Here is an 18,917-nt window from a genome sequence, read left to right as displayed (position 1 = left end):
ATCCGCCCCGCAAACACCTCCGAACCACCCAACAACCCCACAGCCATCCCCACCCACTGCGACCCCTGACCCGGAAACACCACCACCGAACGACCCGACGAAACACCGTCACCACGCACCACCCCCGGCGCCAACCGGCCCTCGGCCAGGGCCTTCACCCCACCGAGCAACTCACTCCGGTCCCCGCCCACCACTACCGCACGGTGCTCGAACGACGCGCGCCCCACCACCAGCGAGTGACCCACGTCGGCCACATCGAGCCCAGGATCAGCCACCACCCGTGCCGCCAACGCCCCCGCCTGCGCACGCAAGGCCACCGCACTGCGCGCCGACACCGGCCACACGACCGGTCCCGGGCGCCGAGTACCCTCCACCGCCCCGACAGGCACCTCGGCAGGCGCGGACTCCAAGATTACGTGGGCGTTGGTCCCGCTGATGCCGAAGGAGGACACGCCCGCCCGGCGCGGACGACCCGTTTCGTCCCACGCACGGGCCTCCGCCAGTAATCGGCCGGCCCCCGCCGACCAGTCCACCTCGGGCGTCGGACCGTCCACGTGCAGCGTCTTCGGCATCACCCCGTGCCGCATCGCGAGCACCGACTTGATGACACCGCCCACACCCGCCGCGGCCTGGGTGTGGCCGATGTTGGACTTCAGGGAACCGATCCACACCGGTCGGCCCCCGGGCCGGTCCTGCCCGTACGTGGCCAGCAGCGCCTGCGCCTCGATCGGGTCACCCAACCGCGTCCCCGTACCGTGCGCCTCCACCACGTCCACCTCGGACGCCGACAACCCCGCATCCGCCAACGCCGCACGGATCACCCGCTGCTGCGACGGACCGCTCGGCGCCGTCAGACCGTTGCTCGCACCGTCCTGGTTCACCGCCGAACCACGGACCACCGCCAACACCGGATGCCCGTGACGCCGGGCGTCCGACAACCGCTCCACCAGCAGCATCCCCACGCCCTCGGCCAGGCCGAAGCCGTCGGCGGCTGCCGCGAACGCCTTGCAGCGGCCGTCCGGGGCCAGACCGCCCTGGCGACTGAACTCCACCAGCATGCCGACCGTGGACATCACGGTCGCGCCGCCGGCCAGCGCCAGCGAGCATTCACCCGACCTCAGCGCCCGCACCGCGAGGTGCAGGGCCACCAGCGAGGACGAGCACGCCGTGTCCACGGTGACCGCCGCTCCCTCCAGACCGAGGGTGTAGGCCAGTCGGCCCGATGCGACGCTTCCGGTGTTGCCGGTCAGCAGGTGGCCGCCCTCGTCGGCGCCCTGTTCGAGAGGGGGGCCGTAGTCCATGGTCATCGCCCCGACGTAGACGCCCGTCGGGGTCCGCCGCAGGGCGGCGGGATCGATCCCGGCCCGCTCCAGCACTTCCCAGGTCGTCTCCAGCAGCAGCCGCTGCTGGGGGTCCATCGCCGCTGCCTCGCGCGGCGAGATGCCGAAGAACTCCGCGTCGAACTCAGCCGCACCGGCGAGCGAACCCGCCTCTCGCTGGTAGTACCGGCCCGGCGTCCCCGGTGCGGGGTCGTACCGACCGGCGGTGTCCCAGCCGCGGTCGTGGGGCAGCGCGGAGACGGCGTCGGCACCTGCCGACACCAACTCCCAGAGTTCGTCGGGGCTGCCCACGCCGCCGGGGTAGCGGCAGCCCATCCCCACGATCACGACGGGGTCGTCGTCCGCGGACCGCCGCACCGGCTCATCCGCGCCCGTGTTCCGGTCGGGCCGGTCGCCGCTGATCTCGGCACTGAGGTACGCGGTCAAGGCCATCGGGGTCGGGCAGTCGAAGACGACCGTTGCGGGGATGCGCAGCGCTGTCGCCGCGCTCAGCCGGTTGCGCAGTTCCACGGCGGTGACGGAATCGAATCCCAGGTCGACGAAAGCCAGGTCGGCCGGGACGGGATCGGACCGCCCGGCCAGCACGGCGATCTCCTCGCCCACCAACCGTGCCAGCGCGGCACGCCGCTCCGGTACGTCCATCGCGGCCAGCTCCGTGCGGAACGCGGTGGCGGCATCCAGGTCGCCGCCCGTGCCGTCCGGCCCGTTCGCGCCCGCCGCACCGGCCTGCTCGAGCGCCGCCAGGACAGCCGTCGGCAGTTCCCGCGTTCGAGCGTGCCGCGCGGCGAACAACGCTTCCTGTTCCGGGGTGACACCGCGCACGTACAGGTCACCAAGCGAAGTCAGGAACCGGCTCGGACCGCCCTGGTCCCGGCGCAGCGTCCCGAGGACGGCGACCTGCGCGCCGTGCTCCTCCACGCAGTCCGTGAGGGCGGAGGTCAGCACGGTGTGCGGGCTGACCTCCAACAGGACGCCGTGCCCGTCCCGCAGCAGGGCCCCGGTCGCCTGGTGGAACCTGACCGTGTTGCGCAGGTTGCGGCACCAGTAGTCGGCGTCCAGTACCGGGACGTCCAGTCGCCCGCCGGTCAGGCCGGAGTAGTAGGGCAGATGCGGTGTACGGGGCCGGATCGGTGCGAGGTCGGTGCTCATCCGGGGGACGATCGCGTCGATGTGGGGGGAATGGGCCGCCAGGCCCACGGCGATCCGCCGTGCGTGCACCGCGTTCGCGGCCAGGTCGGCGAGGAGTTCGGCCGCGGCGTCGCGGTCGCCGGAGACGATCACGGACCGCGGGCCGTTGTGCGCGGCGACGACGAGGCGGCCGTCCCAGCGGCGCAGCCGCGGCTCTACGTCGTCGGCCGGGGCCATGACGGAGACCATGTCGCCCTGCCCGGCCAGGGTCGCCTGGGCCTGGCTCCACAGGGCCACCACCCGCGCGGCGTCGTCCAGGGACAGCGCGCCGGAGACCGCGGCGGCGGTGATCTCGCCGACGCTGTGCCCGAGCACGGCGGACGGTTCCACGCCGTGGGAGCGCCACAGCGCGGTGAGCGACACCGTCACGGCGAACAGCAGGGGCTGCACCACGTCGGCTCGGTCCGCGGCAGGTGCGCCCGGGGCGTCCGGGTCGCGAAGCACGTCGATCGGTGACCAGTCGACGAACGGTTCCAGGGCCTGGGCGCACGCGTCCATCCGATCGCGGAACACCGTGGACGTGTCCAGCAGGTCCACCGCCATCCGGGGCCATTGCGCGCCCTGTCCGGGAAACACGAAGGCGACCCGGCGGCCGTCCCCGGCGGCGCCCTCCACCAGGCCGGGCGTGCTCCTGCCGTCGGCGAGCGCGTCCAGCTGCCGCAGGAATCCGTCACGGCCGTCCGCCACCAGTGCTGCCCGCCGGCCCCCCTCGGAGGCGCTGCGCGCGAGGGTGAACGCGATGTCCTGGGGGCTCCAGTCGTCACGACCGGCCAGGTACGCGTGCAGGCCGCGCGCGCCGGCCGCCAGCGACTCCTTGCCGCTGCCGGCCAGTGTCCACAGCAGCGGTGCTTCCGTACCGTCGGGGTGCGCCATCGTGTCTTCGGACTCCTTCATGGCGAGCAGGACCATCAGTCAGCGACCCCTGGCGGGGTGCTCACTCTCACGGGTCGCGCGTCGACCGGGACGCCTTCGTCATGCCCGGCATGCACCGCCACCGGACCTGCGACGTCGATTTTGCCCACCTCGCATAGCAACCCGATATCGCAGGCCGCGACACGGTGCGGATACGGGGAGCGGGCCGGTCGCGACCTTCGGCCGGCCGGAGAGGAATCCAGCGCCTTGCACAGCGCTGCGCGATGAGCTGGTGGTGCCGCTGGGCGAAGGCGAGGGGTCTTCAGTCGGTCGGGGTCGGGCAGTTCCTCTCTGTCCGAGCCGTTGACGAACGGGCATGGAACCTCCCGAGCCCCCCAAGGGGCGGAAGAGTTGCGCCGCTCGTGGAGCCGACTCCCGGAGGGACCTCGGCCCGGTGGCCGCCCCGCTCACGGATGCCCGCCGTACGCCGGGAAGGGCTCACGGCTGCCCCGTGGCCGGCGCCGGTGCCCGCCGGCCACGCGCTCTCAGGCGGGCTGCCGGCGTTTGAGGGGCTCCCACCAGTCCCGGTTGTCGCGGTACCAGGCGAAGGTCTCGGCCAGCCCAGACTCGAAGTCGCGCCGCGGACGGTAGCCCAACTCGGTCCGCAACCTGGTGCAGTCGATCGCATAGCGCCTGTCGTGGCCCTTGCGGTCCGGTACCTGCCGTACGCGCGCCCAGGTCGCGCCCACTGCCGCGAGCAGCCGCGCGGTCAGTTCCCGGTTGCTGAGCTCGATACCGCCGCTGATGTTGTAGACACGGCCCGCGACACCGCCGGCGCGGACCAGCTCGATGGCCGCGCAGTGGTCCTCGACGTGCAGCCAGTCGCGCCGGTTGAGCCCGTCGCCGTACAGGGGGACGTCACCACCGTCGAGCAGCGTCGTGAGGAACAGCGGGATGATCTTCTCGGGGAACTGCCGCGGCCCGTAGTTGTTGCTGCACCGGGTGACCCGCACGTCGAGGCCGTGGGTGCGGTGGTACGACAGGGCCAGAAGGTCCGAGGCCGCCTTGGAGGCGGCGTAGGGGGAGTTGGGGGCGAGGGGGTCGCGCTCGGTGCAGGAGCCGCTCTCCACCGAGCCGTAGACCTCGTCCGTGGACACGTGCACGAAGCGATCGACGCCGTGACGCAGTGCGGCGTCCAGCAGGGTCTGGGTGCCCGTGACGTTGGTGCGCACGAAAGCGTCGGCGGAGGCGATCGAGCGGTCCACATGGGACTCGGCGGCGAAGTGCACCACCTGGTCGGCCTGTCGCATCAGTTTGTCGACGAGGGGGGCGTCGCAGATGTCGCCCCGGACGAACGTCAGCCGGGGATCGCCGAGATCGAGGTTGTCCAGGCTCCCGGCGTAGGTCAGGCTGTCCAACACCGTGACCTGCGACACCCCGCTGCGCTGTGCGGTGTCGCCCGCGAGCAGCAGCCGTACGTAGGCGGATCCGATGAAACCGGCGGCGCCGGTGACCAGCAGATTCACAGTCCCTCCGAAGGAAGTGGAGGCAGCACGCCCTCCTTGCGCAGGCGTGCCCGCTCCATGACGTACTCGCCGTAGGGCGAATTGCCCATGCCCGCACCTAGCGCTTGGCAGTCGTCCGCGTCGATGTATCCCATGTGCATGGCGATCTCTTCGATGCAGCCGAGGCGGGTGCCCTGCCTGCGCTGCGTGTCCCTCACGAAAGTGCCCGCTTCGAGCAGGGATTCATGAGTGCCGGTGTCCAGCCACGTGACGCCCCTGCCGAGCCACACCAGTTCGGCGGTGCCCATCTTCAGGTAGACGCGCAGGAGGTCGGTGATCTCCAACTCGCCCCGGGGGGACGGCTCCAGGCCTCTGGCGATGTCCGTGACCTGGGCGTCGAAGAAGTACATCCCCGGGATGGCGAGCTTCGAGCGCGGATTGCGGGGTTTCTCCTCGATGGAGACGAGTTCGCCCTGCGCGTCGATCTCGGCAACTCCGAACCGCTCCGGGTCGGCCACCTCGTGGCCGAACAGCACACAGCCACCCATCTTGAGCGCGGTACGCCGCAGCATGATGGGCAGGTTGGCGCCGTGGAAGAGATTGTCGCCGAGGATCAGCGCGCACAGCTCGCCACGGATGTGGTTCTCCCCCACGAGGAAGGCGTCGGCGATGCCGCGCGGCTTGTCCTGCGTGGCGTAGTCGAGGGACAGCCCCAGCTGCCGGCCGTCACCCAGAAGCGTCTGGAAGGCGGGGAGGTCGGCAGGACGCGTGATGATGAGGATGTCCCGGATGCCCGCCAGCATGAGCATGGAGAGTGGGTAGTAGATCATCGGCTTGTCGTAGACCGGCGCGAGTTGTTTGGAACCAGCGAACGTGAGGGGCTGCAGGCGGGTGCCGTTGCCGCCCGCCAGAATGATCCCCTTCATGTGCTCCACGCTCCCTCGTGATCGGTGGTTGGGCATCGTCGGGGGCCCGTCCTGAGCCGTTCTCATGCCCGTCTTCGGGGAACGGGGCCGACGACCAGCGCGGGGCACTTCGAGCAGGGTCATCGCATGTTCGGGATCGGTCCGGTTCGCCGGTCCCGTACATGACGTGACGTCACATCCCCCCGTTCCGGACCATCTGAGGGACGCGGTGGTCCCGCACCATGCCCTGCTGGCCGAGTGCCTGCGGGCCGCAGTTGTCCCGAATGCCGCGCTTGAGGTCGAGGGTGTTGGCGTTCAGGGAACGGACCGTGCCCAGCCCCTGGTCGACCTGCCTCCGCGGCTCACCCTGCGAGTGGGACAGCTGTGCCACGGCGGCACGTATCTCGGTGCGCGCGTCTGCTCAGATCGACGGCCCACGCCGCAGGGCGGCCCGCACCGTCGGATCGAGCAGCACTGACTCGGCGACACCGGCGGACAGCGCTTCGAGAGCCGGAACCGGCCCGGTCGGCCAAGCCCCCGAACTCCGCCCCGGCGACAAGCACCACCTCGTGCCCACGAGCCTTCAGCTCAACGCCGAGCACCACGAACGGCTGCCCGTCACCGCGTGAACCAATGGTCAGTTGACCGGGACTTGATGGTCTTCTTGATCCGGTTGAACCGCCCCTCCTCGACGGCGGCGATCACCTCGCCGTCCCGCACCGGACACGCAGCCGAGTCGTGGAACCACTGGTCCGGCAGGAGGGTGACCAGACCCGAGTCCCGCGCGGAGAAGTTTCCACTCAGCCCGAGCAGCAACATCGTGACCACCCCAAATCGTCGTTGACTTGAACGCACCTGCCGTCACGCTGCGGCCCTTGCCGGACCACGACACTGAGTGGATGCGGGCCCTGAGAGTTCTGCAGCAGCCTATGCGGGACGGATAGCGGGACGGCTAGCGGATGAATAGCGCCGACGGCTGGACCGGACGCGCCCGGTCAGGACGACGATCCGTTGCGCGGCAGCGGAAGCCGATGCCGCAGGCTCAGGGCTCCCGGTGGCGTCCGCGGCCGGCAGGGCGGCCATGAAGGCGATCCGCACGGCCCCGCTGTCGAGGCCGCGGAGCTCGGCCTCACCGAGTTCGACGAGCAGTTCGGCGCGCGCTGCCTCAGCGCGGTCGACGCATGGTGGAACGCCCGGGACGAGTTCGCCCCGTTCCTCGGCTTCCGCCCGAGCCTCGCACGATCGGATACACCACCCATGCGGTCGAATCCATCAACTTCGACCAGCGGGAAGCACCGGCTGAGGGCGAGAGCTCAGCCGGCGTAGTCGGCCACGTACCGGTCGAGTAGCCGATCGAGGTGGCCGGCGCCGCCCGGCAGGACGACGGTCGGCAGCAGGGCCCGCAACCGGGCGGTCGAGACCGTCGTGCGCACCAGCGGGGCGTCGACGAGCTCGAACCGGGCCGGCAGGCCCATCCGAGCCCGCACCCCGGCGGCGATCGCGGTCACCGGAACCGGTGTGCCGGACGCAACGTGCACCACCTCGCCGTGCACGCCGGCCGCCAGCAGACCGTCCACAGTGGACACGACGTCGCGCACGTCGACCAGATCTCGGTAGGTGTCCCGGTACAGTCGGACGGTTCCCGAACGCACCTGCTCGACGAACGCGGGCAGCAGTTGGTGCGGCCGCTGTCGTGTGCCGACGACGTGTGCCAGCCGCAGCACGAGCCAGTTCGCGCCCGAGTCCGCCACCTGCCGCTCCAGTTCGAGTTTGTGGCACCCGTAGGGCGAACTCGGCGAGACGGGTTCCCGTTCCTCCACGATGTGGTCGGTCGAGCCGTACATCGCGTGCGACGCGGTCGACAGCACCACCGCGGTCAGGTTCTCTCGCAGGCAGCGCTGCGTCACCTCGGCCATGAGCGCCCGTTCCCTGGCGAACTCCGCCGGATCGGTCACCCGTACGCTGGACACACCGGCAGCCACCACCACAGCGTGCGGATGCCGGTCGGCGATCGTGCTGAGGTGGCTTGCGATGAAGCCCCGGCCGATGACGAGCATCAGTTTCCTCCGGACACGGTGACGACGCGAGCGGATGCCCTGATGGCGTCGAGGAGTTCGGCAGTGCGCAGGGTGTCGGCGTTGGACGCCGCTGCCGGGTTCGGCACGCCGGCTCGGCGGGCTCGGACCTCGGCGGTGAAAGCAGCAGCCGATCGGGCGAACTGGTCGGCGGCCGGCGTCACGATCTCCTCGGCATGGTCCTGTTCATCGATGCGCAGCACCGGCTGGTGGGTCGCGGGTGGGGTGAACGCGCGCTCCAGCAGCAGCTGGGCGGACGAGCCCCACAGCCGGTAGCGGGAACCGTAGCCGTGCCGGAAGCCGAACTCGGCCGTCACGACCACCTCGCCGGTCGTGAGCAGCGCGCTGCCGGACACGTCGACTCCGGTGACCGGATCCACGTGCAGCACCGCGCCGGCGACCTCGATCTCGTTGCCGAACAACAGTTGTGCCGCCCGGATCGGGTAGACACCTGCGTCCAGCAACGCCCCGCCTCCCAGTTCGGGCCGGTAACGCACGTCGGCGACGGGAAGCGGCGGGAAGCAGAACGAGCTGGTGAAGTGCCGAGGCTCGCCGATTCGACCGGCGGTCACCAGGTCCCGCACGACGGCGTGCACCGGGTGGTGCAGGAACGTGAAGTTCTCCCGCAGCACGAGGTCGTTCACTTCGGCCAGGCGCACCAGATCAGCGGTGTCGGCGGCGCACGTCGTCAGCGGTTTCTCCGCCAGGACGTGCTTTCCGGCCGCGAGCGCGGCCGCAGCCCACTCGTGGTGGAGGGAGTTCGGCAGCGGGACGTAGACGGCGTCGATGTCGGCGCGCCCCAACAGCGCCGCGTACCCTTCGATCGGTTCGCCACCGAACCGCTCGGTGAATGCCGCGGCCCTGGACCGATCCCGGCTCGCGATGGCCACGACCGACACCCCAGCCGTACCGGTCAGAGCAGGTAGCATGCGCCGCCAGGCCACGGATGCCGTCCCCAGCACACCGATCCGCACCTTCGCCGCCGGGTCGAAGTCCGCTCCGGGGGCGGGTTCCGCGAGAGGCCGCACCATCAGGCGCCCCCACCCGGCGCGACCGGACTGTCGTCATCGAGGCGAGCCAAGAGGCTGTTCAGGCACGCCACCAGACTGCGGGCCTGCACGTTCACGTAGTGGCTGTGCCGAAGCAACCCGAGGATCTGGGCCATGGTCATCCACCGGTGCCGGGCCGGTCCGGCACCGTTCGCCACCACCGGGTCGACCTCGACGATCATGTGCCGGGTACGGGCGTGGAAGAACCGGCCGCCCTCCTCGGAGAGCTCGGTGTCGAACCAGATCCGGTCGGGCGGCGCGGCCAGCACATCGTCCAGGAAGGGCGGCCTGGCCTCGGCTGGCAGGTGCTCGTAGTTGCCCGGCGTGCACTGCACCGTCGGCGCCAGTTCGACGAAGTCCAGGTACCCCGGCTCCACCTGGACGCCGACGAGTATGTGTAACACCCCGGAGAACCGGGCGACCAGGAACGCCACGACGCCGAGCCCGTGCGGGGCGAGCATCGGCTGCGTCCAGCTGTCGATCTCGCGGCCCCCGCCGTCCACCGCGACCGCGCGGATGTCGAAGAAGACGCCCGTGTCGTGAGTGATCCGGTCGGGCTGCCGGCGCCAGCCGCGCACGTCGCACAGCGGGATCGAGGTGGCCTCGACCTCACGGCGGGACCGCAGGTCGGTGATCCAGCTCAGGATCTCGCCGTCGGTGTGCAGTGCGCCCCACTCCGTCCCGATCGACCGCACGAGGGCCGCCCGAAACCCGGACGCGCCACAGCCCAGCTCGCCCGCGAGCATCGGTCCGGAGAGGGACAGGCAGGACAGCACGGTGCGCGTGTTCATGTTGACCAAGTGGTCCTCGGTGAGCAGCGCATGCAGCTGGCCCAGTGACAGCCAGCAGAAGCCGGGCAGCACCTCGACGTCCGCGGTGGCCTCCACGACGATGTTGCGGTTGCGTTTGCGGTAGAACCACGAGCCTTGCTCGGACTGGAGCACGTCGGCGAGCACCGATTGCGGCGGCGCGGACAGGAACATGTCCACATAGGGCACCGGGCGGCCGCGGTGTACCGCGGTGTAGTTGCTCTGCGTCGCCTGCACGGTCGGGGAGAGTTGCAACACGTTGCAGTTGCCCGGCTCCATCTTGGCCTGCATCAGGCAGTGCAGCACCCCGTCGAACTCCTTGACCAGGATGCCCAGCACGCCGATCTCCGGCTGATTGATGATCGGCTGCGACCAGCTCGCCACCGGGCCGTGAGCGGCGGCCACCGACAGGCCCTCGATGGCGAAGAACTTTCCGCTGTCGTGCACCAGGTTGCCGGTGTCGTCAGCGAAACGCCAGCCGACCAGGTCGGCGAAGTCGATACCGACGACCGTGGTGGTCCTGGCCACGGCTAGCCGTTCGGCGAACCAGGACCGGAAGTCCGGTGTGGCCGTGGCGGTGCCCTGGGTGGACAGTGTTGACCGGACGAGACGCAGCGCCGCCGACGGGTCGTGGGTCCGCAGCAGACCACCGGGGGTGACTGGGGATGCGGTCATTCGGACTCCTTCGTGGCTACCCCCGACCTTCAGGCCGGGAAGCGAACGAACTTCGGCGGAGCTCGTGCAAGACCGAGGGCCGGCACTCCGGTCATCGCCGTGAAAGCGGGTCGGCAACGGGCCGTGAAGCAGAAAGCGCGACTCGCGAGGGCCGGATCTCCCCGCTGAGGCAAGGAGAGCGGTCAAGGTGCCCCCAGTTCCGGCTGGGAAAGGGCTGCCACCGGAAGCCGTCAGCGCCGGGTGACGGCGTGGTTCTCGATGACGTCCGCGGCGGCGGCCACGCCTGGATCAGCGCGCACCGCCGCCGCCAGCGCCACCGCCCGAGTGGCGATCGCCGGATCGTCGACGGCGGTGCGCACAGCGGCGGCCAGCCGGTCGCCGGTCAACCGGGAGAACGGCACCGGCGGCGGTGCGACGCCCAGCGTGGCCATCCGGCTCGCCCACATCGGCTGGTCTGCATAGCAAGGTACGACGACCTGTGGCACGCCGGCGGACACCACGGCCGCGGTGGTGCCCTGGCCGCCGTGGTGCAGTACGGCGGCGGCGCGGGGCAGCAGCCAGACGAAGTCGGCGCTTTCGGTCCGGATCGCCTCGACGCCGGCGGGCAGCGGGTCGTCCGGGCCGCCGACGACGACCAGCCGGTGTCCGGTCGCCGCCGCTGCCGCCGCGCTCGCCGCGAGCAGGCCGGGACCGTCCACCGCCCAGGCGCTGCCGAAGGTGGCCACCAGCGGCGGATCGCCGTGTTCGACGAACTCGGTCACCTCCGCCGGATTGTCCCAACGCACGTTGTCCGACCAGTACCCGGTGATGTGACAGTGCTCCGGCCAGTCGGCGGGCGGCGCGAACACGTGCGGGCTGAACTGGTACAGCAGCGGCCGGGTGACCCCGTCGTCACGGAAGGGTGAGCGGAGCCCGAGCCGCGGCAGCCCGGCGGCGGTCCGGCCGCGGTTCACGCTGGGCCGGTACACCTGCCACTCCAGCGCGCCCATGGCCCGGTGGGTGAACCGGTTGTAACCGCCGCCCAGCGACAGCTCCGGCGCGCCCAGCGCGGGCCACGCGGCGGTCTCGGTCACCGGCCAGGACGCGACCGAACACCACGGCACGTCCGGCCCGGCCAGCGCGCCCATCCGGGTCAGCGTGGTGTTGACGACCATGTCCGCGCCCTCGCCGGCGGCCACCATCTCGTCCATCAGGGCCTGCTGCTGGGCACCGGTCGGCCGTGGCGCCGCCATGGCCATCCGGTACATCGACGGCCCACGCCGCAAGGCAGCCCGCACCTTCGGATCGCGCAGCACCGAGTCGGCGAAGCCGCCGGGCAGCGCTCCGAGAGCCCGGAAGCCGAGACCGGCCCGGTCGGCAAAGCTCCTGAACTCCGCCCCGGCTGCCAGCACCACCTCGTGTCCACGAGCCTTCAGCTCAACGCCGAGCACCACGAACGGCTGCACGTCACCGCGCGAACCAATGGTCAGCAGGACGATCCGCATCGTTCTCCTCGAGTCCGTCGCTCCGTCGGACGGGCGTCAGGCCGGGGTCGGCGTCAGGTACCGCCGCTGCCAGTGGTCCTCGCCCGTCGATGAGCTGACAGCCCGCCCGCCATCGAGCAGTCCCGGCCGGGCCGAGCCTAGCCGGGACGGATAGCGTCCGAATATCGCCGCACAGCGGAACCCGGCAACCACGACACACCAGGCATCTCGCGTTCGCTGGTCTTTTCTCCGAGTGGCCGGAGTGTGTAGCGGGGCTCCGGCCGTCCGGGGGCGGTCTCACGGAGACCGCCCCTCGATCGTGCGGCAACGCCGCAGGTAGTGGCAGCGGCGGGCGACTGCTTGACGCCGGCGGCGCCAGTTCGACCAGCTCGGCGGGTGATGTAGTCCCCGGTGTCCGCTCAGGTGCGGGCCGGGCACGACAAGCTGCCAGGAGTCGCCGAACTTCCGCCACGGTGAGCTCGATGGCCGACTCCTCGATGCCTTGGGGCGCACCTGTCAAAACCCTGCCCGTTGGCCGCGAGGTGGATCGGGGTGGCGACTCCGGGGTTCGCACTCGCCCCGACGGTCACCAGGTCAGCCAGGCCGGGTGCCATCGCCGCGTCAGGACCGGTGCGCGGCCGCGATCTGACCGACCAGCACGGCGAACGGCATGTCGAGCGCGGCATACACGGCGGTGGACTCGGGGGCCGCGTTGTCCCCGAGCGCCTCGACGATGAGGGTGGCGTAGTCACTGAGGATGACGCCCGCCTGCTGCATGCGCGCCAGCCCGGCCTCCCGCTTGGTGCGGCTGAACGTGCCGGAGGCGTCCACGGCCACGTAGGCGTCGTAGCCCGCGTCGGTGGCAGCGTACGCAGGCAGGGCCGCGCAGACCTCCAGGGACACCCCGGCGAAGATCAGCTTCCGGCGGCCGGTGGCCTCGATGGCCTCGCGGACCCGGTCGTCGTGCCAGGCGTTGACGGAGCTGCGGTCGATGATCTCCTGTCCGGCGGGGAGCGCCTCGACCAGTTCAGGGGTGGTGGGTCCCCACATACTGTCGGCCGCGGTGGTGGTCACCACCAGCGGGATGTCCAGCACGGTCGCGGCTCGCGCCAGGGCCGCCACATTGTGCTTCAGCTCGGCCACCGGGATGTCCCGGACGCCCGAGAGCAGACCGACCTGATGGTCGACTAGGACCACGGCGGCGTTCTCGCGGGTGACCGGCTCCAGGTACTTGTTGCGTCCACTCATGGTGCCTTCTCTCCTTCGGTTTGGTCACTAATCTTGATAGTCAATTTTGGTGACGACTATGAATCTAGGTGACCATCGTCTGCATGGCAAGCGGGAGTTGGAGCGAGGCGGGGCGCGGTCCGACCGGGCGGCTAAACTCGCTGGCCGGACCACCATGACCGGAACGGCGGAGGTGGTGGGGCGGAGCACGGATGGAGGACGTGGGGGCATGACCGGCAACCGGCAGACAGAACCTGGACCGGATCTGGGGGTGCTCGCCGCCCGAGTCCTGTTCTCCGTCCAGCGAGAGTTGTTCGCCACGCTCGCCGAGCGGGGCTTCGACGACATCCTGCCGCGTTCGGGAGCCGTCCTGGCCCATCTGCGTCCCGAGGGCATCCGCGCCAGTGAACTCGCCCGTCTGTCCGGCCAGCACAAGCAGGTGGTCGGCACGCTCGTCGACGATCTGGAGCGCCTCGGCTACGTCGAACGTGCCCCTGATCCCGCCGACCGCCGCGCCAAGCTGGTTCGCCCCACCGAACGTGGTCTGCTCCAGATGGAGACGGCCGCCACCATCATGCGGGCGATCGAGGAGCGGCACGCACAGTCGTTGGGCGAGGAGACCTACGCCGCCTTCAAGAAGGCACTCGGGCAGGTGGCGCGGGCCCAGAGCGCAGAGGCCAGGAGGCCGGGCTGAGCAGGCCCGGGTGCCGGTGGGGGCGAAGTGTCGTGACCCTCCACTGCCCGGTGACCGTGCACACCGCAGGAGCCGGAACACCCGCGGCGTCCGCTCCACCCGGCCCATAGGAGGGTTCCGGCCTGACGGCCCGTGGCCGGAGCTCGACGGTCTGCCAGTGGCCGTCGAGGTGGACCATGCCGCACCACGAGGGTGACATTCGCGCCCAGTGAGCGGTACTCGCGGGCCGCCGCCAGGGCCGCCTGCATCCCGGGGCGTTCCCGGACCCGGGTGCTGATGTGCTCCTCGAACAGCCGGTGCACGCCGGACGCTTCGAGGGCATCGACTTGGGACTGGACCTCCTGCGTACGGGCGACATGCCGTTCGGAGCGGAGCGCGGGGCCGAACGGGAAGCGCGCGGTGCGGTACTTGAGTGCGACCTTGCCGGAGGTGATCCGGCGGGGCGAGCCCGCCGGGACCTGACAGGTGGACATCGGGCAGGCGTGCGACTCGACGAGCCGGTACGAGTCGGTGATCACGCCAGGATCGTTTCAGGAATGCGGGTGCGAAGTCAGTCTCGCGTCAGGGCCTGGGTGAGGTCGGCCCAGAGATCATCGACGTGTTCGAGACCGACGGAGATGCGGAGCAGTCGATCGGAGATACCGGCCTGTTCGCGTGAGTCCGGGTCCATGGCGTGATGGGTGAGCGAGGCCGGGTGCTGAATGAGACTGTCGACGCTGCCGAGGCTGACCGCCGGGGTGAAGAGACGAACGCTGCCGGTCACCGCGTGCGGATCATCGACCTCGAAGGACACGATCGCCCCGCCCGCAGCCATCTGCTTCGGTGGCCGGGGTTCACCGTTCAGCCCCGGGTAGTGGACCCTGGTGACCGCCGGATGGTGCACGAGCCGGCGGGCGATCTCGGCAGCCGCGGCCGAGGCATGGTGCATCCGGACCGACAGCGTCGACAGTCCTCTGAGGAGCTGGTAGCCGGCCAGGGGGTGCAGTATCCCTCCGGTGGCGAACCGGACCTGCCGCAGAGCGCGGGCGAACCCCTCGTCCGACGCCACCACACCGCCCATCACGTCACCGTGACCGCCCAGGTACTTCGTCGCGCTGTGCAAGACGATGCCGGCGCCACAGTTCAGGGGACGCTGGAGCGCAGGCGTCGCGAAGGTGTTGTCGACCAGCACCGCGACCGGAGCGCATGCCGCGGCCAGCGCCTGGATGTCGATCTCCGTCAGCGTGGGGTTGGCGGGTGACTCAACGATCACCAGCCCCGTGTCGTTGCGGATGGCATCGCCGGCGCTGTGGGGTTGCGCCCAGGTCACCGAGGAGCCCAGCAGGCCCGATTCCAGGAGGTGATCGGTGGTGCCGTACAGGGGGCGGACGGCGACGACATGCGGCCGTCCCCGGGCGACCTGTACGAGAAGGCAGGCGCAGAGCGCTGCCATGCCGCTGGCGAAGGCCACCGCGGCTTCGGCCCCTTCCAGTTCGGCCAGCGCGGACTCGAACCGTGCGACGGTGGGGTTTCCCACCCGGCCGTAGACCGGCGGACCTCCGTCGTCGGCTCCGGAGCTGAACACGTCGAGCCGCGCCGCCTCGGCCACGGTGTCGCGGGAGGGGTAGGTGGTGGACAGGTCGATGGGCGGAACATGCAGTCCGAGATCGACACGGTCCTCACGGCCGGCATGGATCGCTCGGGTTTCCCAGTGATGCAAGGTCATGACGGCAGTCTTCGCAAAGCGTCGGGAGCAGCGAGTGGATCCCGCACTACATTCGGTCCATGAGAGAAAAGGTCATCCTGGATTCGATCGATCAGGCGCTTCTGCGTGAGCTGCAGAACGATGGTCGGCTGCCGAACAAGACACTGGCCCAGAGGGTCGGCGTGGCGCCGTCCACCTGTCTGGCCCGCACGCAGAGGCTGATGGAGTCAGGGGTGATCAAGGGGTTCCGGGCCCAGGTGAGCGCCGCGGCGATCGGCCGGCAGGTCCAGGCCGTCCTCGCCGTGCAGTTCATCGCGCATTCACGTCCCCTCGTCGACCCGTTCGTGGCATGGGCCAGAAAGCGGCCTGAGACTCTCGCGCTCCACCACGTGACCGGAGCCTTCGACTTCCTCGTCCACGCGGCCTGCCGTGACACTGAGGACCTCCAGCAACTCGTCCTGGAGTTCACCGCACGCCGGGAGGTGGGCCGAGTGGAGACCCACCTCGTGTTCGGATCCTGGTCGGGAGGACCGCTGATCCCGGGCTAGTGACCTGAGTCGGAGGTTGTCGTCGGGTGGGGTGTGAGTCGTCCCGCGGACGGCCCGACTTCAGGACGCCCGGACAGCCCGCGACCGCACCGGCCGGCGCGACCTGGCCGACACTCGTCTCGCAGCCCGGGCCAACGCGGCAGTCTCGTGCCTGGTCGCGGCCAAGGCCACCTGGAGCGCCTGTTTTTCCAAGACCCGAACTCACCGCCGAACTGCTGACGGAAGCCGGCGTACGAAGGTGTTCGCCGTCGACACGAGGAGCAAGGTCCTGAGCACGGCGGGGCCACCCACGCCACGCGCACCCGCGAGTACCCCTTGAACAGGTTCTCCGAAGTGCCGGATCCGCGGCGACTCCCGGAAGAAGTCAGCCCGCGGCGTATTCCCGGTGCACGCCGTCGGTCGTTCTGGGGGGGGGATCCCGATGGGATCCGCTACGGGGCGACGAAGGTTTTTATCAATGCCCGGAAGTGTTCCACCTCAGCGCGATCCCGCAGGAACTCACGGAAGCCATTCAACCGGCTGTTGTACTGGGTTATCGGATTCCACCCGCTGGCAGGCGCAACGTCGCGGCGAGTCGGCCATTGCAGGCCGGTGCTCTGACGTTCCACGGACATCTGCCAAGCAACGTAGAGCTTCGCTGCCGCTGGGTGGCGCGCCTTCCGGAGGATCGCCACTGTTTGCGGCCAGCTCATGAATTGATCCGTCCGCGGCACCACGTATCGAAGGGGCTGCCCCGGGACGGGCGCCAACGACGCGATGTGGGCGAGAGTCGCGGTGCGCTCGCCGCTGACCAGCGAAGCCGTGGTCGCCCCTGCGTTCGCGACGATCAGCGGCCGCTGCTCCATGAACTGCTCCATGTATCGCAGACCGTACTTCTGGGTCACCAGGTGGAACGCGAACAGGATGGCGTCTTCCGCGGTGGGGTCCGGAATGACGATCTTGTCGCGGAACGCGGGCGCCAGAAAGTCGCTGGCGTCCCTCGGCGCCTCGGCATCGGAGAGGAGGGCGCTGTTGCTCGCGCGGCCGAACGAACGGACCGCGATGCCGATGTAGGCATCGTCGGGGTCCCGATACTGCGGGAACACCGCTTTGGCGCCCGGGGGACGGTACGGCAGGAGCGCGTTCTGGGCCTTCCAGCGGTCGAAGTCGTACAGGGTCTGCAGTTGAACGACGTCCGGCTCCAGGCCGCCAAGGGCCAACTGCCTGTTAACTAGGGCACTTTGAACAGGGCTGTAGCGGACGGTGAAGACGGCGTCGATCTCGGGAAAGGCGGTGACGAACGCCTCGCGGGTCCGGGCCTCCTGTTGGGGGGAGCTACCGCCGGCCCACACGACGAGCTTGCCGCCCTCGTCAAGCGCATCCCTGTACAACTGCTCCAGGTGTCGAGCCGCGTCACCGTCGACCGCCGTCGAAGCCGCGGACGCACTCTTCTGCGCGAATTCCGAGACGCCTATCCCCATCGCGCCGACCGCAGTGAATTTCAGGATGCCGCGTCGCCCAACTCCACGCGTCATCGGATCACGACTGTTCAATGTTTCCTCCGTCGACTTTCTCTGAGCAACCCTGGTGAGCGGGGGCGTCATTCTGTTGACGTGACCACCCTGCCACAGCGTTTCCGAACTCAAAGAAATCGACAGGTCATTGATAGCCAACCCGACTTGGCTGCCCGCTCGCATGGGAGAATGAGCCCCCTCAGGAACCGCAACGGCTGCACGGCGTGGGAGCCGTCCGGCACCAGAGCCGCAGTCGGCAGGACCACCGTGATCACGGACGGCGGCTACCGGAGCACCGGCCTGCTCATCCCCCGCGACCGCCGCCGCAAAGGCGACGGCGTCCACCACGCCATCCTCGGCATCTCCTGCGGTGAGGAAACGGTGCGCGCGGCGCTCCACCAAGACCGGAACGTCGGTCTGGACCTTGGCGTGTCGGAAAGCGGACGGGCCGGACAGGCAGCCGAGCGTCAGGAGTACGGCGAGCAGGCGGCACGCCAAGGGCATGGGGCGAAGGCTCCTTGGCTTGATCGGTCGACCGTGCGCAGCGGGCCGAAGCCGTGGGCACCTGGCTGAGGTTCACGGCGAGATCGGCACCGGCCTCAGCGCGTGCGGGAGGCCGGTGCCGTTCGAGCGTTGACGGCGGCGGGCGGGAAGGCCCCGCCGCCGGTGTGCGTTCGCCGGGTGTGGTCAGCCGAGGGTCGCCCGCTTGATCAGGTTGGCGACGGCGGCCGGCCTGGAGACGTAGACGGCGTGGCTGCCGGCCACCTCCACGGTCCGCGCTCCGATCCGCTCGGCCATCGCGCGCTGCGCGGGCGGCGGGATCATGCGGTCGTTGGTGGCCACGAGGTACCAGGCGGGCTTGGTCCGCCAGGCCGGTGTGGAAACCGCGCCGCCGGCCGCGTCCAAGCCCCAGGGGACTTGTGAGTCCGCCAGGAATCGGGCCTGGGCGATCGGCAGATCGCCGGCGAAGGACTCGGCGAACTTGTCGCGGTCCAGGAGGAGGAAGCCCTCGTTCGGCGGCAGGATCGGCGGGACCGCGGCACCGGGCGGCGGATCGGCGATCAGCGTGTTGACCGACTCGCCCTTGTCGGGGGCGAAGGCAGCGATGTAGGCCAGTGCCCTCACTTTCGGGTGGTTGCCGGCTTCCGTGATCACCACTCCGCCGTAGGAGTGCCCGACCAGGGTCACCGGCCCCGGCTGGGCATCGATGACCCGCCGGGTGGCAGCCACGTCACCTTCCAGCGAGAGGGTGGGGTTCTGCACGACGGCCACGGTGTGGCCGTCGGCCTTCAGGGCCTCGTACACCCCCTGCCATCCCGAACCGTCCACGAAGCCTCCGTGGACGAGCACGACACTGCCGAGCGGTGTGCTGTCGCTCATTGTTCCTCCCGGATCGTCCGAGCCGGGGTT

Annotated in this window: 16 protein-coding genes; 3 read left to right on the top strand and 13 right to left on the bottom strand. The window is 70.2% G+C overall.

The window, feature by feature from the left end; all coding sequences use genetic code 11:
• From ACFV88_RS34870 to ACFV88_RS34855, 4 genes are all read right to left on the bottom strand, one after another.
• Positions 1-3,422: acyltransferase domain-containing protein (locus ACFV88_RS34870; RefSeq protein WP_385496206.1), on the bottom strand; the 3,422-nt coding region annotated here is incomplete at its 3' end.
• A 503-nt stretch (positions 3,423-3,925) separates the two neighbouring features.
• Complete coding sequence (rfbB, locus tag ACFV88_RS34865) at positions 3,926-4,906, bottom strand: dTDP-glucose 4,6-dehydratase (RefSeq protein WP_385496205.1); 981 nt, start codon at positions 4,904-4,906, stop codon at positions 3,926-3,928.
• Complete coding sequence (rfbA, locus tag ACFV88_RS34860) at positions 4,903-5,811, bottom strand: glucose-1-phosphate thymidylyltransferase RfbA (RefSeq protein WP_385496207.1); 909 nt, start codon at positions 5,809-5,811, stop codon at positions 4,903-4,905. Before rfbA ends, rfbB begins: the two co-directional genes overlap by 4 nt.
• 172 nt (positions 5,812-5,983) lie before the next feature.
• Entirely contained in the window at positions 5,984-6,181 is a 198-nt protein-coding gene (locus ACFV88_RS34855; protein WP_385496204.1) for a hypothetical protein, read from the bottom strand.
• 16 nt (positions 6,182-6,197) lie between these two features.
• Between ACFV88_RS34855 and ACFV88_RS34850 the strand changes: the two genes are divergently transcribed.
• Positions 6,198-6,419 carry a hypothetical protein gene (locus ACFV88_RS34850; protein WP_385496203.1) on the top strand — a complete coding sequence of 74 codons (222 nt, stop codon included), beginning with the start codon at positions 6,198-6,200 and terminating at the stop codon, positions 6,417-6,419.
• Here ACFV88_RS34850 and ACFV88_RS34845 read toward each other — a convergent pair.
• The 6 genes from ACFV88_RS34845 to ACFV88_RS34820 form a co-directional block, all read right to left on the bottom strand.
• Positions 6,409-6,618 (bottom strand): hypothetical protein, encoded by a 210-nt coding sequence (locus ACFV88_RS34845; protein WP_385496202.1) that lies wholly within the window; start codon positions 6,616-6,618, stop codon positions 6,409-6,411. The two genes, ACFV88_RS34850 and ACFV88_RS34845, sit on opposite strands and share 11 nt — an antisense overlap.
• Positions 6,619-7,103: 485 nt before the next feature.
• Positions 7,104-7,847 carry an NAD-dependent epimerase/dehydratase family protein gene (locus ACFV88_RS34840; RefSeq protein WP_385496201.1) on the bottom strand — a complete coding sequence of 248 codons (744 nt, stop codon included), beginning with the start codon at positions 7,845-7,847 and terminating at the stop codon, positions 7,104-7,106.
• Positions 7,847-8,896 carry a Gfo/Idh/MocA family protein gene (locus ACFV88_RS34835; RefSeq protein WP_385496200.1) on the bottom strand — a complete coding sequence of 350 codons (1,050 nt, stop codon included), beginning with the start codon at positions 8,894-8,896 and terminating at the stop codon, positions 7,847-7,849. The genes ACFV88_RS34840 and ACFV88_RS34835 overlap by 1 nt, the downstream gene beginning before the upstream one ends.
• A complete protein-coding gene (locus ACFV88_RS34830; protein ID WP_385496199.1) occupies positions 8,896-10,398 on the bottom strand; it encodes an NDP-hexose 2,3-dehydratase family protein in 1,503 nt (500 codons plus the stop codon). The genes ACFV88_RS34835 and ACFV88_RS34830 overlap by 1 nt, the downstream gene beginning before the upstream one ends.
• Positions 10,399-10,628: 230 nt before the next feature.
• Entirely contained in the window at positions 10,629-11,882 is a 1,254-nt protein-coding gene (locus ACFV88_RS34825; protein WP_385496198.1) for a glycosyltransferase, read from the bottom strand.
• Between the two features lie 600 nt (positions 11,883-12,482).
• Entirely contained in the window at positions 12,483-13,109 is a 627-nt protein-coding gene (locus ACFV88_RS34820) for an isochorismatase family protein (protein ID WP_385496197.1), read from the bottom strand.
• A gap of 208 nt (positions 13,110-13,317) precedes the next feature.
• Here ACFV88_RS34820 and ACFV88_RS34815 point away from each other — a divergent pair, with 208 nt between their 5' ends.
• A complete protein-coding gene (locus ACFV88_RS34815) occupies positions 13,318-13,782 on the top strand; it encodes a MarR family winged helix-turn-helix transcriptional regulator (RefSeq protein WP_385496196.1) in 465 nt (154 codons plus the stop codon).
• Between the two features lie 550 nt (positions 13,783-14,332).
• Here the strand turns inward: ACFV88_RS34815 and ACFV88_RS34810 are convergent.
• Positions 14,333-15,487, bottom strand: coding sequence for a trans-sulfuration enzyme family protein (locus ACFV88_RS34810; RefSeq protein WP_385496195.1), 1,155 nt, complete (start codon positions 15,485-15,487; stop codon positions 14,333-14,335).
• A 59-nt stretch (positions 15,488-15,546) separates the two neighbouring features.
• On the opposite strand from ACFV88_RS34810, the gene ACFV88_RS34805 reads away from it, so the two are divergent.
• Positions 15,547-16,014 (top strand): Lrp/AsnC family transcriptional regulator, encoded by a 468-nt coding sequence (locus ACFV88_RS34805; protein ID WP_385496193.1) that lies wholly within the window; start codon positions 15,547-15,549, stop codon positions 16,012-16,014.
• A gap of 431 nt (positions 16,015-16,445) precedes the next feature.
• Here ACFV88_RS34805 and ACFV88_RS34800 read toward each other — a convergent pair whose 3' ends face one another.
• A complete protein-coding gene (locus tag ACFV88_RS34800; RefSeq protein WP_385496192.1) occupies positions 16,446-18,011 on the bottom strand; it encodes an ABC transporter substrate-binding protein in 1,566 nt (521 codons plus the stop codon).
• 183 nt (positions 18,012-18,194) lie between these two features.
• The gene (locus ACFV88_RS34795; RefSeq protein WP_385496191.1) at positions 18,195-18,887 is read right to left on the bottom strand and encodes an alpha/beta fold hydrolase; all 693 of its coding nucleotides are present in this window, start codon (positions 18,885-18,887) and stop codon (positions 18,195-18,197) included.
• Positions 18,888-18,917: the final 30 nt, after the last annotated feature.

The sequence above is a fragment of the Streptomyces sp. NPDC059816 genome, from assembly GCF_042732055.1.
Taxonomy (GTDB): domain Bacteria; phylum Actinomycetota; class Actinomycetes; order Streptomycetales; family Streptomycetaceae; genus Streptomyces.
The sequence above is the reverse complement of the archived record's forward strand: the minus strand, read 5'-3'. Positions and strand labels throughout refer to the sequence as shown.

What these genes read in the sequence shown, in the direction of transcription:
- rfbA (WP_385496207.1), bottom strand. Translation starts at nt 5,811, where the DNA reads ATGAAGGGGATCATTCTGGCGGGCGGCAACGGCACCCGCCTGCAGCCC.
- ACFV88_RS34840 (WP_385496201.1), bottom strand. Translation starts at nt 7,847, where the DNA reads ATGCTCGTCATCGGCCGGGGCTTCATCGCAAGCCACCTCAGCACGATC.
- ACFV88_RS34835 (WP_385496200.1), bottom strand. Translation starts at nt 8,896, where the DNA reads ATGGTGCGGCCTCTCGCGGAACCCGCCCCCGGAGCGGACTTCGACCCG.
- ACFV88_RS34830 (WP_385496199.1), bottom strand. Translation starts at nt 10,398, where the DNA reads ATGACCGCATCCCCAGTCACCCCCGGTGGTCTGCTGCGGACCCACGAC.
- ACFV88_RS34825 (WP_385496198.1), bottom strand. Translation starts at nt 11,882, where the DNA reads ATGCGGATCGTCCTGCTGACCATTGGTTCGCGCGGTGACGTGCAGCCG.
- ACFV88_RS34820 (WP_385496197.1), bottom strand. Translation starts at nt 13,109, where the DNA reads ATGAGTGGACGCAACAAGTACCTGGAGCCGGTCACCCGCGAGAACGCC.
- ACFV88_RS34815 (WP_385496196.1), top strand. Translation starts at nt 13,318, where the DNA reads ATGACCGGCAACCGGCAGACAGAACCTGGACCGGATCTGGGGGTGCTC.
- ACFV88_RS34810 (WP_385496195.1), bottom strand. Translation starts at nt 15,487, where the DNA reads ATGACCTTGCATCACTGGGAAACCCGAGCGATCCATGCCGGCCGTGAG.
- ACFV88_RS34805 (WP_385496193.1), top strand. Translation starts at nt 15,547, where the DNA reads ATGAGAGAAAAGGTCATCCTGGATTCGATCGATCAGGCGCTTCTGCGT.
- ACFV88_RS34800 (WP_385496192.1), bottom strand. Translation starts at nt 18,011, where the DNA reads ATGCCCTTGGCGTGCCGCCTGCTCGCCGTACTCCTGACGCTCGGCTGC.
- ACFV88_RS34795 (WP_385496191.1), bottom strand. Translation starts at nt 18,887, where the DNA reads ATGAGCGACAGCACACCGCTCGGCAGTGTCGTGCTCGTCCACGGAGGC.